The organism is Chryseobacterium tongliaonense (assembly GCF_041224435.1).
GTDB classification, from domain to species: Bacteria; Bacteroidota; Bacteroidia; order Flavobacteriales; family Weeksellaceae; genus Chryseobacterium; species Chryseobacterium tongliaoense.
The window spans coordinates 226,379-242,086 of the sequence record NZ_JBGFFD010000005.1 but is presented as its reverse complement, the minus strand read 5'-3'; the positions used below and the strand labels follow the sequence as shown (position 1 = coordinate 242,086).

At 36.6% G+C, this 15,708-nt stretch carries 14 protein-coding genes; 7 read left to right on the top strand and 7 right to left on the bottom strand.

The genetic code is table 11. The annotated features are described in order from the left end of the window. Nucleotides 1-313 precede the first annotated feature (313 nt). From AB8P06_RS12765 to AB8P06_RS12755, 3 genes are read left to right on the top strand one after another with little or no spacing between them, the layout of a single operon-like run. Complete coding sequence (locus AB8P06_RS12765; protein WP_369842289.1) at nt 314-1,342, top strand: hypothetical protein; 1,029 nt, start codon at nt 314-316, stop codon at nt 1,340-1,342. 3 nt (nt 1,343-1,345) lie between these two features. After that, on the top strand, nt 1,346-2,290 hold the full coding sequence (locus tag AB8P06_RS12760; protein WP_369842288.1) for a hypothetical protein: 945 nt from the start codon (nt 1,346-1,348) through the stop codon (nt 2,288-2,290). Further along, entirely contained in the window at nt 2,290-3,897 is a 1,608-nt protein-coding gene (locus tag AB8P06_RS12755) for a coiled-coil domain-containing protein (RefSeq protein ID WP_369842286.1), read from the top strand. Before AB8P06_RS12760 ends, AB8P06_RS12755 begins: the two co-directional genes overlap by 1 nt. Nucleotides 3,898-3,954: 57 nt before the next feature. Here the strand turns inward: AB8P06_RS12755 and AB8P06_RS12750 are convergent, their stop codons facing one another. The 3 genes from AB8P06_RS12750 to AB8P06_RS12740 form a co-directional block, all read right to left on the bottom strand. Beyond that, complete coding sequence (locus tag AB8P06_RS12750) at nt 3,955-4,539, bottom strand: hypothetical protein (protein WP_369842284.1); 585 nt, start codon at nt 4,537-4,539, stop codon at nt 3,955-3,957. 143 nt (nt 4,540-4,682) lie between these two features. Further along, the gene (locus AB8P06_RS12745; RefSeq protein ID WP_369842283.1) at nt 4,683-5,450 is read right to left on the bottom strand and encodes a methyltransferase domain-containing protein; all 768 of its coding nucleotides are present in this window, start codon (nt 5,448-5,450) and stop codon (nt 4,683-4,685) included. Between the two features lie 131 nt (nt 5,451-5,581). Beyond that, on the bottom strand, nt 5,582-6,052 hold the full coding sequence (locus tag AB8P06_RS12740) for an Lrp/AsnC family transcriptional regulator (protein ID WP_369842281.1): 471 nt from the start codon (nt 6,050-6,052) through the stop codon (nt 5,582-5,584). Between the two features lie 144 nt (nt 6,053-6,196). Here AB8P06_RS12740 and AB8P06_RS12735 point away from each other — a divergent pair, with 144 nt between their 5' ends. From AB8P06_RS12735 to AB8P06_RS12725, 3 genes are all read left to right on the top strand, one after another. Further along, nucleotides 6,197-7,591, top strand: a complete 1,395-nt coding sequence (locus tag AB8P06_RS12735; protein ID WP_369842280.1) for an MFS transporter — start codon at nt 6,197-6,199, stop codon at nt 7,589-7,591. Between the two features lie 357 nt (nt 7,592-7,948). Then, nucleotides 7,949-8,266, top strand: coding sequence for a TolC family protein (locus AB8P06_RS12730; protein ID WP_369842279.1), 318 nt, complete (start codon nt 7,949-7,951; stop codon nt 8,264-8,266). Nucleotides 8,267-8,326: 60 nt separating this feature from the next. Then, on the top strand, nt 8,327-8,887 hold the full coding sequence (locus tag AB8P06_RS12725) for a DUF2652 domain-containing protein (protein ID WP_369842278.1): 561 nt from the start codon (nt 8,327-8,329) through the stop codon (nt 8,885-8,887). 229 nt (nt 8,888-9,116) lie between these two features. Here the strand turns inward: AB8P06_RS12725 and AB8P06_RS12720 are convergent, their stop codons facing one another. The 4 genes from AB8P06_RS12720 to AB8P06_RS12705 form a co-directional block, all read right to left on the bottom strand. Continuing rightward, the gene (locus AB8P06_RS12720) at nt 9,117-11,378 is read right to left on the bottom strand and encodes a glycoside hydrolase family 3 C-terminal domain-containing protein (RefSeq protein ID WP_369842276.1); all 2,262 of its coding nucleotides are present in this window, start codon (nt 11,376-11,378) and stop codon (nt 9,117-9,119) included. 247 nt (nt 11,379-11,625) lie between these two features. Continuing rightward, complete coding sequence (metQ, locus tag AB8P06_RS12715) at nt 11,626-12,435, bottom strand: methionine ABC transporter substrate-binding lipoprotein MetQ (RefSeq protein WP_369842274.1); 810 nt, start codon at nt 12,433-12,435, stop codon at nt 11,626-11,628. Nucleotides 12,436-12,565: 130 nt separating this feature from the next. Then, nucleotides 12,566-13,222, bottom strand: a complete 657-nt coding sequence (locus tag AB8P06_RS12710; protein WP_369842273.1) for a methionine ABC transporter permease MetI — start codon at nt 13,220-13,222, stop codon at nt 12,566-12,568. After that, nucleotides 13,215-14,243 carry a methionine ABC transporter ATP-binding protein gene (locus tag AB8P06_RS12705; protein WP_369842272.1) on the bottom strand — a complete coding sequence of 343 codons (1,029 nt, stop codon included), beginning with the start codon at nt 14,241-14,243 and terminating at the stop codon, nt 13,215-13,217. Before AB8P06_RS12705 ends, AB8P06_RS12710 begins: the two co-directional genes overlap by 8 nt. Before the next feature lie 849 nt (nt 14,244-15,092). Between AB8P06_RS12705 and AB8P06_RS12700 the strand changes: the two genes are divergently transcribed. Then, nucleotides 15,093-15,599 carry a M15 family metallopeptidase gene (locus AB8P06_RS12700; RefSeq protein ID WP_369842271.1) on the top strand — a complete coding sequence of 169 codons (507 nt, stop codon included), beginning with the start codon at nt 15,093-15,095 and terminating at the stop codon, nt 15,597-15,599. Nucleotides 15,600-15,708: the final 109 nt, after the last annotated feature.

The window sequence follows — 15,708 nt, the reverse complement described above, 5'->3', positions numbered from 1 at the left end:
ATCCGAAAATGAGTTTAATCACTTCGATGGGATGTTTATATGTGGATGTTTATCAGGAATATAGTGTTAAGAATAGAATGTCGGGTTATTTTTAATTTCTATAGTATTTATTTATGAAATCTAATTATTTGGATTCCCTTTCATATAAAGGATTATGTCTGGTTTTAATGATTTAAAAAAAATTCCAGTTTCCGGATAAAGAAAAGATCAATTACGGCTTCCCGTAATTTTTTTTGGGTGCTTGGTTGTAGTTTCGGGCATTATAAAATTTACGGTTTTACACATTAAACCTTAAAAAATTAATTGTATCATTATGAATAAAAAAACTACACCTACAGATCTCTTTTTGGGAATTCTTGCATTATTGCTTATCAGCGTAAGCTTTTATCAAACCTGGCTGGGATTACAGCAGATTTTCGGACCGGCCTCGTTTGTCATTGCTTTGGTTTTATCTTTATTGCTTCTTTTCCTTTGCTGGATGCTCAGGTCGGCTAAACTCGAAGGCAGGCCCACCGGAAGCCTTGTCGGAATCTACATTTTTATTGCATCTTTTTGTTTTATTGCCAATTTTAATGCGCTTTACACAAGATTTATGAGAACGGATATTTATACTGATGAGCTCCGTGAAATCAACAAACATTTTGCCGACCTTGAAAATGATGTGGAATCAAAATTAAGTTACAAATACAATAAAGTAACCACTCAAAACATCGAAATCAAAAAAAAGCAGCTGATGGAACAAATTAAAGATCCCGGAAATAAAGGTATCGGAAGCCGTGCCCAGTCATTGATCAGGGATATTGAAAGACTGACGGGGCAGAAGGTTGACCTGCTGACGCCACAGGGAAATGATTATGAAGATCTGTCGGAAAGAATGGGATTGCAGATTGATAATATGATTTCCGATCTGTCTCCTGAGGAAAGAGCATTGAAAACAGATCTCAATAATGCTGTCTTAAAATGGAATAAAAACATCCAGAATGTATTGCTTTTGTCTAAAAAAGATAAAGATGACCTTTCACAGGGCATAATCGATGAATCTCTCACTGAGTACAACAAATTGGGAAGCAGGGCTCAAACTGTTTTAGGAAACGAAAAAATCCATTTTGAGCCGGCAGTTTCACAGACCCAGGAAGTAGGAAAGATCGGTTTTGCATTTGAGCATGCGATCAAACATTTCGGAATGTATCAGTTTGTGGTGTTGGCAGGATGCATTCTGCTTGATTTTGTGATTGTGATTATCATTTTATTGGTGACCGGTCCAGGGAACCACAGGAATAACAATGGCAGTGTATTTACCAATAAAAGAAGCGGAAACACTCTAATCCCTAATAACAACTAAGCCATGGAAAATAATAATGAAAGTTTAAGACCTCTCTTATTTGAAAGCGAAACGGAAGAAACTTTAAAACCACTTTCACTTGATTTACGGAAAGAGAGTGATGATTCACAAAACGATTTTATTCCTATTGCTACAACAATATCAAATGATATTAAAAATAAAGACAGCAATTTTGTTTTTTTCTTTGGAACGGCAGAATCCGGAAAATCAGTGATTTTATCAACAATGCTGTATTATCTAAGGTCTCACGCCGGAGTTTTAAGGCCTAAATTAGGAACACCCAATACAAAAGAAGCCAATGTACTTCTGTCTGATTTTTTTGAAAATATTCGTCAGGGAGTTTTACCGAGCAGAACTACAAAAGATCAGGTAACAAGGCTTGATCTGGTTTTTGAGCCTAACAATAAATCTAAAAAAGTATTGCCGATTGATCTTACATTTTTGGAAACTTCAGGAGAAAACCATAATGAAATCAGAAGAGGAGGAAGCTATCATAGCAGTATTGAAGCTTTTTTGAACGCTAAAGTTCCGATTACGTTTATTATTGTGACCAGCTATGAATCTGCCCATAAAGAAGACAGTGTAATCAATGAGTTTTTGGATGAGCTGGAAAGAAAAGGCAAGAATTTAAAATCTGTAAATGCTGTTCTGGTTATTTCCAAATGGGATAAGTCCGGAAGAATGGATGTGGAAAGTGCCGAAGAGCTCGACGGCTTCATTCATGACCGTTTGCCGATGACTTCCCAGAGAATTAATACGTATGGACTAAATAAAACGTATTACACCGTTGGAAGCGTACAAAACGCATCAGGACAGGAACGGATCAACTTACTAAATCTTTCTACAGCGGAAGTATTGGCCAAATGGCTGTACAAAAGTATTGTAGGGTATGATTTAGATTATGAAGGAACTTTTTGGGAACGTTTAAAATTCAGTTTTACAAGCTAATGGGCAGTACATATTTTTTCTCAGCGTTCGGTACTTTTGGTAATCCGAACGGTTTCCGGCAGTCTTTCTTTTTAGGCGGAAATGCTGAAATTGCAAAAAACATCCGGACATTTGATCTGAAAACCGATGCCATACAATTGTTTCCGGGAAGCAAACTGTACGGCATGCGGAAAGAAAAAATCGGTGGAAGCCAGGTGATTTCCTATTCCTTGTATACTTTCGCAAAAGAGCAAAAATCACACAGGGCAGGAACTTTTATAGGCTCAAGTTTAATGTTTATTGATAAAATTGCCGGTGAAAGTCTGGTTATTGATACATTGAACGAATTTCACGATGATCTGGAAAAGAAGAATGTAGCAGATGAAACCATTAGCATCAACCATTCAGATTATTTTTCTGTCAGCAAACCGAAAGATTTTGATAAAATAGGAATGCAGTTAAAAGAAGTTGATGACTTTAATGCCGTTCAGAATAATAACAATTATCTGGTTGTTTATAGTGAAACAAACCCACCTCAGCTGCAATCACTTTTTAAAAAAGCACTTGATCTTTTGAATGTTTATGAGGTAATTTATTTCACCCAAAGTCATGAAGTAGGCGAATTTGTACAGCAAAAAGGGATCTTTAAAATTGTTGATATGAATGGCTTTGAAGGCGAAATCAGTAAGCTGCATGAGGAAAGAACAAGAATCCTTAAAAATACGATTGATGAATTTGAAAAAGAAAAACAAATTCTAAAAGATGAACGTGAAAAATTAATTGATGAGGTAAAAAGACAGATTGAACAGAACGAAAAACGTCATCAGGAAAACGAAAAAAAGATCAGAGAATCTAAAGATGGAATTCACATAATCAATCAGGAATACGATCAATATTCAATAAAAATTGATGAATTGATTCGTGATTTGAAGTCTGACGGAAAGTTGGAAACTATAAAAAAGCTGTACAATGATAATAAGAAATCATTTAACTCAAAAATTAATCAGAATAAAAGCATAGAATCTCTCAATTCGGTTTCATCTGCAAATTGGGGAAACCAGGGAATGTCAAAAGCGGTTTCTCCGTTTGGGAATAACCCTGAAAGATTCGGTAGAAATGATAGGAGCAGAAGGGAAAAAGAACCGAAACTGAATGGATATAAAATTGCAACATTTATTTTGAGCTTTCTGATCATTGCATCCGGTGTGGTTTATTTTATCTTTTTTGATAAAGGAAATTTAATGGGACTTTTAAAAGAAGAAACATCTGTTGTTCCTGAAAGTGTGATCGACACAGTTGCCATAAATCCGGGTCCTGCAGAAACTGTACCAGCTGTGGTAGAGCCAGGTTTAAACCCTTTTCCGATTTCGGAATTAAATCCTCATGACAGGCATCTGATCAATATGAAAATAAAGCGGGAGATGAAAATGGATAGTTTAATTGATATTATTTTTAAAGAAAATCCTTCAAGCATAAATGAATATTACAAGTATCAGAAACGGGATTATGCGATCAATCTTTATAATACAAACATACGGAGTTTTACCATAAAAGATATGGATACCATTTTGACAGATTCTTTAATTGTGATTCCGAATTATACAAAACAGATGACTACACTTCCCTGAATTTCTGAAATGATTTCAGAGAAAAATTAAAAGACCATCGTACTGATGGTCTTTTTGTTAATCAAGTTTTTCAACCTTGATGTACGTTTTTCCCTGGTCATCTTTCCATGAAGGGCCTTTTACGGAAATGGTATTGCCTACCTCATAGCGTTTGTACTGGCTGCCACTTTTCTGGAGATTTACAATACTGATAGTTGCTACATATTCTTTACCCGCCGAATCCTGAATGGTGGTCATATAACCGTCTTTACCGTTTTCAATTTTGGTGATTTTTCCGGTTACTGAGATAGTATCATCTGCCTCGGTGCCTGAAAGTTCAGATGCTGTAATCTGAGTGACCCCATTATTATCCCATGAACTTCCTTTTACGGAAATTGTATCACCTACTTCATAGCGCTTAAACTCGCTGCCACTTTTTTGAAGATTGACGATGCTGATGGTTGCTACGTATTCTTTACCGGTTGCGTCTTTAAAAGTAGCCATATAGCCGTCTTTTCCGTTTTCGATATGGGTGATAGTGCCGCTTGCTGCAACTGTTTTGTTGGTGTTCATATCTGTTGAATGAGGGGTTTTATGGGCTGTACAACTTTTCATATTGAATATTCCCAGACTTAAACCTGCGATCAGGATTGTTTTTTTCATGATTGATGATCTGTTTATCGTTATTAAGAGCTTTAAAAATATGTATTCTTATCTCAAAGCCCGTACCAAAGAGCCTTTGAATCGTAAATTAAAAGCTTCGTATGTTAAATCAGAAATAAACGAAATCTTGCATGAACACCATATTATTTTTTTCTTCCGTAAAGTAAGATTCTTTTAAAGGCATAAATCGCAGGAAGTTTTGTGAAATTTGCAGCAATACGCTTTTTGAATTCCGTAATAAAAGTAATCTGCTGATCTTCATTCAATTTTTCCAGATACGGAATCAAGGCTGATCCTGAAATGAAATCAAATAAAATCTCATGATTTTCTGCGATGATAGGATAGACCTTTTGAGAAAGATTCAGGTCTTCAATACCGTTATCAAACAGGATTTGAGCATATTCATCGATGGTAAGCACAGCTGAAGGACGATTCCAGTTGTTTAACTGAGTTTTGAAAGGTTCCTCTGATGCCAGCTCAAACAGGATTTTATTCAGTGTATTTCCCGGCTGATAAGGCATTTGTATGGCTAATTGTCCGTTGGCTTTTAATTTTAAAATCAGCTTTGGAAACAGGCTTTGATGATCATCAGACCATTGCAGGGCTGCATTACTGAAAATCAGGTCCCAGTTTTCATCAGAATCAAGTATTTCTTCCGTTGTAGCTTTTCGGAAATGAAGCCGTTCATGTTCCAGTGCTTTAGATTTTTCAAGCATTTCTGAAGAAGAATCAATTCCGGTAAACTCGGCTTCCGGAAATTTTTCAGCAAGAATAGCGGTCTGTTCACCCGTACCACAACCCAGATCGATGGCTTTCATGGGAGACTCTGCAACAATAAGATCAGACAGATCATAAAAAGGTTTGAAACGGATATTTTTAAACTGATTGTAAATTTCAGGATTCCAGGGCATAATCTGTAATTTTAAATGATGACTTCAATTTAGCAATTCCTGAATAAATCAATGAATAAAGAGGGTTAAAAAACTCTTAAAAGTAAGTGATTCGGGATTCAGAATTTAAATCTGGTAATTCTGTTCCCGTTCTACAATATCTGGTTGCTTTCCTTAATACTGTTCATTACAAAAATACTTTTTGTTTGTCCGATACCTTCAATTTCTGAAAGCTTATTCACAAAAAACTCATGGAATTCATCCATATTCGGGGCAAGAATTTTTAACAGAAAATCGAAATCTCCACTGATGTTATAAAACTCAACCACTTCTTTCAGCTTGCCCACTTCTTCGATAAATCGGGTAGCGATCTTTTTATTGTGAGCATTCAGGGCGATCATACAGATCACCATCATTCCTTTATTCACTTTTTTGCGGTCGAGTATAGCTGTGTATTCCTTGATGATTCCTAATTTTTCCATACGTTTTATACGTTCATGGGTTGGTGTAGGGCTCAGGTTGATTCGTCCGGCAATATCCCGCACGCTGAGTTTTGCATCTTTCTGTAATAAGCGCAGGATGGAAAGGTCTTTTTCGTCAGGGGTATAGTTTTCTGTTGCCATTTGTTCTGTTTTTAAAAGGTGAATATTATGTTGTGAGTTTATTTGTTCTTTTTATTTTTAAATATTAGCAAATTCGTTCCAAATTTACTTTATAATTTTTAAATATGTTCTAATAAATTTAATTTTGCAGGAAATTTGAATGGTATGGGAACAAAGAGAAATCTGATATTGGTTTTGGCATCGGTAGGAACATTTGTAGAGGCGTTGGATATTGCCATTATTAATTTAACGATTCCTTCTATTCAGGAGCAGTTCAACATCGGGGCGGAAACAGTACAATGGCTGCAGACGTTGTATGTTTTATTTTTCGGAGGTTTTCTGATTATTGGCGGAAAGCTTTCAGACCAGATCGGACGCAAGAAAATTTTCTTAATCGGTGGGCTTATTTTTATGCTGACCTCTTTAGGTGCGGGGCTGTCAACAGATTTCCAGGTCCTGGCAATATTCCGTGCTTTACAGGGGTTGGGAGCCGCTTTTATAATGCCTTCGGCTCTATCAATTGTGACCAATACTTTCAGAGAAGAACAGGAAAGAAACCGTGCACTGGGTATTTTCAGTTCCTTTGCAGCCATAGGATCGGGAAGCGGATTATCAATTGGTGGGATTATCAGTACTTATTTAAGCTGGCATTGGGTGTTTCTGATTAATGTTCCTATTCTTTTGGTTACTCTTATTTTAGCCTATCGACATCTCCCTGCAGATGAAAAATCAGAAAAAGGACAAAAAACAGATGCGATTTCCGGGATATTGCTGGTTTTAGGACTGTTAAGTTTAACCTATTCTACCCATGAACTGATACAAATCCATGAAAAACCTTTTTTAATCATTGGTTCTATGGTGTTGTCGGTTTTACTTTTAGGATTTGTGTTTTATCGCCTGAAAACAGTGGCACAACCTTTAATTGACCTGCAGTTATTCAGACATCAGTCATTACTGGTTTCCAATCTTGTTTTCTTTACTCTTGGGGCATTTTTCATCGGGTTTCTATTTTTGATCTCATTGATGCTGCAGAAAGATATGAATCATAGTGCTGCTTCAGCAGGGTTAATGCTGGTTCCGTTCAGTATTCTGTCGGCATTAGTTGCAAAATTTGTTTTGCCTCACATTTCAAAAAGATTAAGTGCTGTTCAAATGGGAATTTTCGGATGGATTTTTATGCTGATGGGAGGTATTGCTTTGTTCATCTCCGTTTATACCAGACATCCGCTTGCGGTGGTCTTATTGGGGGCAGCCTGTATTTCAGGGATCGGAATGACTTTCTGCTTTACGGCCTTATCCATTTTAGGGATCAGGGATGTAGAATCTGCAAACTATGGAGTGGCATCAAGTTTAAGTACGACCAGCTATTTCCTTGGAGCGGGTATAGGATTATCCTTTATGACACTAATGAGTCAGGTTTTCCCGTCAGAACATGCTGTTGGTAATTTAAGCTTAGGGATTTTAATAAGCTATGCAGTAGCGGCAATTATCATATTGATTGGTCTTGTTTTCAAAGAAGCTAAAAAATCCCGGAAATTTATTGAGCTTTCCAAAGGATAAAATCCCCCAATCTTTAAAATCTTTGTGAGATAAAAAATTATTCAATAGAAGCGGGCTTTAGCCCGCTTAACAATTAAAGCAATCTCCAATGGCTTTAGCCCAAATCTAAAATAAATTTAACCATTAAGAAAATTGAAGGTTTTAAGATGAGTTAAGAACTATCTTGTGATATTTTAAGCTGGTTCCATGATTGAAATTATCAGGAAAAAATCAGTGAGAGAAAAAAGAAATTTATTCAATAGAAGCTGGCTTTAGCACACTAAACAATTAAAGCAATCTCCAACGGCTTTAGCCCAAACCTAAAATAAGTTTAATCATTAAGAATTGAAGGTTTTAAGATGAGTTAACGGAAAACAATTGAAAACTCAGTATGAACAGTCTGAAATTAATTTTAAACAATCTGTTTTAAAAGCCGTAGAAGAAGTTTCCGATGCCTTGGTTCAGATTCAGAAGCTGGAAGAGCAGCAGAAAATTGCGGAAGGATTGGTTGCAAAGTCAAATGAAGCCGCGAAAAAAGCTGATATTTTATTTAAATATAATTCAGCTACTTATGTGGAAGTAATTCTGGCGCAAAGCAATAAACTTCAGTCAGAGCTGGATCTTGCTTCTTTAAAAACACAACGGTTAAATGCCATTACCACACTTTATCGTGCAGTAGGTGGCGGATGGCAATAAAGTAAAATGAAACCTGTTGCGTCTTAGAAGATACAACAGGTTTTTTAAATTAATATTGATATGAAGAATACAAATATAGATCAGGGCATCATACTTATTCCGGACTTCAATGGATTTACCGAATTTGTATTCAATACGAAACTTTATACAGGCGAATATATTGTAAGACAACTACTTTCCATATTGATTGATGTGAACGATAACTATTTCGACATTTCCGAAATCGAGGGCGATGCGATCTTATTTTACCGGTACGATTCCAACCCGTCCTACCGTAAGATTTCAAAAATGCTTCTGAATATGAAGAATGCCTTTAACCGGAAAATCGAAGAGCTGAGCGAAATATTGAATACTTCGATAGATCTTTCTTTGAAATTTATTATTCATTACGGAAAGTTTTCACAATACAAAATCGGGAATTTCAGAAAGCTGTATGGTAAAACGATTGTTGAAGCCCATCAGCTGCTTAAGAATAATTTTGCCGAGCAACCTTCTTATGCGCTGTTCAGTAATTCTTTTTTTGAAAACAGCCGTGATTTTGAAAATCATTTCAGCGATCAGCTTTATCTGCCCGATGTGGGTGTCATTCAGTATTTTAAAAATATAAAACAGCATATCTAATTTTTTCCTTGTAAATTGCTATTGCTGAGCCCGGATCACTCGGGCTTTTTTATTTTATGAAATATGAACCATTAAGTGCTGTTAAGTTATTAAGAATATTAAGAAAGTTACTGATGTTATTTTCTGTAAAAAATTGTTTGAACAGAGCAAATTCCGTCACTTGATATGTAAAATTTTATACAAAAAAAGCTACCCGAGGGTAGCCTGATTTATAAATAACTTAAATGTTTTATTTCAAGGTAAATTTCACTTTCGTTTTAATAGCATCCGAAGAATTTCCGATTAATGCTTCAAAATCTCCGGGTTCTGCTACCCATGCATGTTTATCAGCATCGAAGTAGCTTAAAGCAGTTTTATCAATAGTGAATGTCACTTCTTTCTGCTCTCCCGGATTTAAAAATACTTTTTCAAAACCTTTCAATTCCTTTGCCGGACGTGGAAGGGAAGATTTCAGATCACTGATGTACAATTGGGCAACCTCAGCACCTGCTTTTTTTCCGGTATTTTTTACAGATACCGTGAAAGTAATGTTACCATCCTGGGAAACGGTTGTTTTATCAGCCGTAGCTTTTCCGAATTCAAAAGTTGTATAGCTTAATCCGTGCCCGAAGCTGAATAAAGGTTTGATCTTTTTTGTATCATGCCAACGGTATCCGACAAAAATTCCTTCATTATATGTAATATTGATCGGGTTTTTCTGATCTTTTCCTTTTCCTGCTGCAAATTCTTCTTTATTTCCCGGATATTCTCCCAGCTGATGAGCTGAATTATCTTCAAGTTTTACAGGGAAAGTAAACGGCAGCTTTCCGGATGGATTGGCATCACCGGCTAATACTGAAGCAATGGAATTTCCGGCTTCAGAACCCAGATACCATGACTGCACAATGGAAGGAACTTCTTTTACCCACGGCATGGCTACAGCATTTCCTGACACTAAAACGACTGCAAGGTTTTTATTGGCTTTAGCCAGAGCAGAGATAAGATTATCCTGATTATAAGGCAGTCCGTAGCTTTTTCTGTCATTTCCTTCACTGTCCTGGAAATCGGCTTTATTCAATCCACCGACAAAAATGACAAAATCTGATTTTTTTGCAAGTTCTACAGCTTCGTTCAGCAATTCAGCTTCAGACCGGGTATCTTTTAAATCCTGTCCGGATTTTACACCATTGTACTCACCACCGATGTCTCCCACATATCCTCTTGCATACTGTACATCAGCCTGTTTTCCGAATCTTGCCTTGATTCCGTCTAATGGTAAGGTTTCATATTTCACTTTTAATGAAGATGAACCTCCACCTACAGTCATGATTTTAATGGCATTCTCACCGATAACGGCAATTTTCTTAGTTTTATTGATGTCTATGGGAAGAATATTTCCCTGGTTTTTCAATAAAACAATTCCTTCTTCACCAATCTCTTTTGCAACCGCTTTATGCTCCTCAGAAGCAATATTTCCGAAGGGCTTATTTCTGTTCATTGTTGTTTTATAAGCCAGATTAAGCAATCGGGTTACTTTATCATCAAGCTCTTTTGTTCCTACTTTTCCGGATTTGATTAAATCCAGGTAAGGTTTAGCCAGATAATAATTGTCGTAAGCGTTTTTCGTTCCTGCTGAAAGTCCGTTGGTCCAGCTTCCGAACTCAAGATCCAGTCCGTTGTGGATGGCCTGTTCGGTATTATTTACAGCACCCCAGTCGGAAACCACAACCCCTTTATATTTCCATTCACCTTTTAAAATATCATTTAGAAGATACTGGTTCTGGCTTGCATATTGGTTTTTATACATGTCATAAGCACCCATGATCGTCCAGGAATCTCCTTCGGTAACAGCAGCTTTGAATGCCGGAAGGTAGATTTCATACAGGGTTCTGTCATCTACCGTTACATTACTTGTATGACGGAACATTTCCTGGTTGTTTAATGCAAAATGCTTTACACTGGTTGCTACCCCGTTTGACTGCACTCCCTGAATATAAGGAACGACCATTTTAGAGGTCAGGTAAGGGTCTTCACCCATGTATTCAAAATTTCTTCCGTTCAGTGGAGTTCTGTAGATATTGACACCGGGTCCCAGAAGAATATCTTTTTTTCTGTAGCGGGCTTCTTCTCCCAAAGCTTTACCGTAATTCCAGGACATTTTTTTGTTCCAGGTAGCAGATAAAGCCGTTAATGCAGGATAAGCAATAATAGAGTCGTTTGTCCAGCCTGCCTGGTTCCATTCGTCCCACATTACTTCAGGACGTACACCGTGAGGGCCGTCTGTAGTCCAGAACTCAGGGATTCCTAATCTTGGAACACCGGATGAACTGAATTTTGACTGAGCATGAAGCATTGCTATCTTTTCCTCCAGGGTCATTCTGGAGAGTGCATCCTGAACACGCTGCTCAACGGGTTTGGATTCATCCAGATAAATGGGTAGAGTATTTGTCTGAGCCATTGAAGAAATTGAAATAAGAGTGAATAAACTTACGATGGCAGTTTTCTTTAACATAAAAACCTTTTTATTGATTGGGTAACAAAAATACATAAAATATTTATTATCTCAAATTGAGATAATGTATTTTATCAATAATTTTGTGAGTGATGGTGATGAGTTATAAGTTATAAGTTAAGAGTTAAAAGTTGATGGCTGGGTTATAAATTACCATCTATCAATCATCAATTATCATTTATCACCACAAACTCATAATTCATAATTCATAACTCTTAACTTATAACTCATCACCATCACTCTAAACCTACCATCCTTTCACCGCGCCGCCTTTAAAAACGTCTTCCGCTTTTTTCAGCACTTCATCAGATTGATAAGCTTTCAGGAAGTTTTTTACTTTTTCATTATTTTTGTTGTCTTCTCTGGAAACGACTACATTGACGTACGGAGAATCTTTGTCTTCTTTGAAAATTCCAGATTGAGCAGCATCCAATCCGGCCTGGGCAGCAAAATTATTGTTGATAATCGCAATGACTACTTCTTTGTCGTCCAATACTCTGGGTAATTGGGGGGCTTCGATTTCCAGGATTTTCAGTTGTTTCGGGTTTTCGGAAATATCCGTGACTTTGGGTAATAAGCCAACTCCTTCTTTTAGTTTTAATAATCCGTTTTTCTGTAAAAGAAGCAATGAACGGCCACCATTGGTAGGATCGTTAGGAATAACAACTGTACTGCCGTTTTGAAGCTGGCTGATATTTTTTATTTTTTTGGAATAGGCTACAATCGGATATACAAAAGTATTTCCCACCACTGCAAGTTTGTAACCTCTTTGTTTGGATTGCTCAGTCAGATACGGAACATGCTGAAATGCATTGGCATCTATATCACCGTTGTTTAAAGCTTCATTGGGAATAACATAGTCGTTAAACGAAACAAGCTCTACATCCAGATTATATTTTTCTTTTGCTACTTTTTTGGCTGTTTCAGCAATTTCCTGTTCAGGTCCTGAGGTGATCCCGACTTTAATGAAATTGGGATTGTCTTTTTTAGTTGAATTACATGCATTGAATATTAACAGACCTGCTGCCAATAATCCAAGAATTTTAATTTTCTTCATTTATAATTAATTTTTTAATACTATTTATTAGAGTTTTGTTAATCGCAAAGACGCAAAAAGATGATTATTCAAAGAGTTTTTAAGGCGCAGAGATTTTAAATAAACTTTGTGTCTTTTCGATCAACTGATTTTATCTGTGATCAAATCTTTTTGCCAACCGGTCTCCGGAAAACTGGATCATAAAAACCAAAGCTACCAATAGAGCCAGAACCGTATTCATGATCACCACATCATAGCCGATATAGCCGTACTGATATCCGATCTGTCCCAATCCGCCGGCACCCACAGCACCACCCATCGCAGAATATCCTACCAAAGTAATCAGGGTAATCGTTGCATTATTGATCAGGGAAGGCAATGCTTCCGGGAGCAGAACTTTTTTGATAATCTGGAACGGACTTGCTCCCAGAGCTCTTGCAGTTTCAATCAGACCGTGCGGAACTTCAAGAAGGCTGTTCTCAACCAGTCTTGCAATAAATGGCGCTGCTCCGATACTCAAAGGAACCAATGCTGCATTGACTCCGATTGAAGTTCCTACCAATGATCTTGTAAAGGGAATCATCCAGACAATCAGGATAATAAAAGGTATTGACCGGAAAATATTGACCAGAACCGATAAAATTTTGTTGTAGAGAACATTTTCCATAAGCTGGCCTTTTTTGGTCAGGAATAATAAAATCCCTACCGGAAGTCCTAATACAAAACCGAAGAACCCTGAAATAAATGTCATAAAAACCGTCTCCCAGATGCCTTTTGACAAAAGCGAAATTACCGTATCACTAAGCATATCCTTTTACTGTATTTTGAACTTTGTTCTGGTTGAAATAGTAGATCGCCTTTTGATTTTCTTCATCTTCACCCTGCAGCTGTAGCAGAAGCTTTCCGAAATTGGAATTTCCGAGGTATTCTACATCCGCTTTCAGAAGTTTGTAAGGAATTTTATAATCGTCGTAGATCTTTGACAGCAATTTTTCGACAGTTACATTTTCGTTCAGCTCTATTTCAACAAGAGGAAATAATCCGTCTTGTGGCTCTTTTTGTAGTTTTTTATTTAGTTCTTGTGGTATAGTCATAACACCTGAATTTAAAAATTGTTTAATGATGGGGTTTTCTTTATCAGAAATGATCTCACTTAAAGTTCCTTTGGCTATTAATTTTCCTTTATCAATGACGGCGACGTGGTTACAGACAGCTTTGATGACTTCCATTTCGTGGGTAATCAGCAGAACGGTAATTCCCAAACGCTGATTGATGTCTCTTAACAGCTGTAAAATGGATTGCGTTGTCGCCGGATCCAGAGCGCTCGTTGCCTCGTCACAAAGCAGGAGGTAAGGATCGTTTGCCAATGCCCTTGCAATGGCTACTCTTTGTTTTTGTCCGCCTGAGAGGCTTTTAGGATAATCGTTGGCTTTGTCTTCCAGTCCTACGATTTTTAAAAGTTCGCTGACCTTTTTCCGGATTTCGGATTTATTGGTAGAGTCCAGTTCCAGAGGTAACGCTACATTTTCAAAAACAGTCCTTGAAGAGAGAAGATTAAAATGCTGGAAAATCATTCCTATTTTTTTACGCTCTTTTGCAAGTTGTCTGGAATTTAGTTTTGTAAAATCTTTACCATTGATTATGATCTGTCCGTGGTCAGGTTTTTCCAGAAGATTTACCGTACGGATCAGGGTGCTTTTTCCGGCACCTGAGAAACCGATAATCCCGACGATATCACCCTGCTCAACATTCAGGCTTACATTATCCAAAGCTTTAAAGCTCTGTTTTTTCTGGTGAAATGTTTTTGAAATGTTTTTTATTTCTATCATTTTTAATGTTGTTCTTGTTCAATAAAAAAAGACCTTACACCGTGGCAAAGTCTTTCATATATGTCATAATAAAAGTAAGTTTAACCACAGTAACATTGAGACACAGGCATCCAGCAATACATCATCATATTGATGGTCTGTTTTTTTACGTTTTTATTTTTAAACTCTACTTTCATTTCTTTTTTAATACGGTGCAAATATAGGACATATATTTTTATTAGTCCATTTGTTTTATAGACTTTTATGTGAAGTAATTTTAATATTGAATTTAATGTATTGATTTTTAGAGTTTTGTAATTTGACGAAGTCTTGGTGAAATGATAAAACTCATGAAGGTTTTAAGGACCTTTGTTTTTTAGGCTCAAATCATTGAGAATATCACTCTTAATAACATAATGAAATGGAGTATAATTTTAACCATTAAGATTTTTAAGGAATTAAGCTCAGCTAAGAGATTCGTTCTAATTAGATGTCAAATAATGTTAGGCACATCAGCACTTAATATTCTTAAAAGATTAATTAAACTCTTAATGGTTATAAAACTTTTCTTTCAGAACTAAATTCAATTTAAAAAATAACACGTCAAGTTCTGACGTTTTCCTGCAATAGATTTGCTTTAGAATTAAATCACGGATGAAAAAATTATATAAATCCACGAAACAATTTCATTTTCAGGAGATGTGAATAATATTTTGGATTATTCTAAAATGTAGAATATAATACGTCAAGTTTTGTCGTTAACTGTAAATATTTTTGCTTTAGAATTCAATCAGAATGTATAATATTCCGGAATACACTAAATTTAATACATAAAATTAACACCAATACCAAACACAAAAATTATTAATCATGGATAAACCAAGTGAAAGCAGAATTAAAAAACTGCATCCGCTCGTAAGAGATGAGGTTGCATTAATTATTGAAGAATGCGACCGTTCTCTTACCGGGCGGGCCAAGGTAAGGATTACCCAGGGATTGAGAACCTTTAAGGAACAAGATGAACTTTACGCTCAGGGCAGGACAAAACCCGGGAAAAAAGTCACCAATGCGAAGGCCGGACAGAGTATTCACAATTACGGATTAGCGGTAGATATCTGCCTTATTATCGACGGAAGAACAGTGAGTTGGGACACTGCAAAAGACTGGGATAATGATGGGGTAGCCGACTGGTACGAATGCGTGAAAATATTTGCAAAACATGGCTGGGAATGGGGTGGAAACTGGAAAACCTTTAAAGATCTCCCGCATTTTGAACGAAGGTACATCTGGAAAGGTGACCGTAAGATCAATGCAACCTGGAGGAACTTACAAAATTTACCGAAAGACAAGAACGGATATGTAGTTTTCACGAAATAGCCACGCTATAATTCATTGTTGAAAACAACCCATGCAATTGATGAAAATTGATTGTACAGGAGAGGTTTTGTCTTTACCGAAACTTAAACCGCTCCGGGAATTTCCGGTT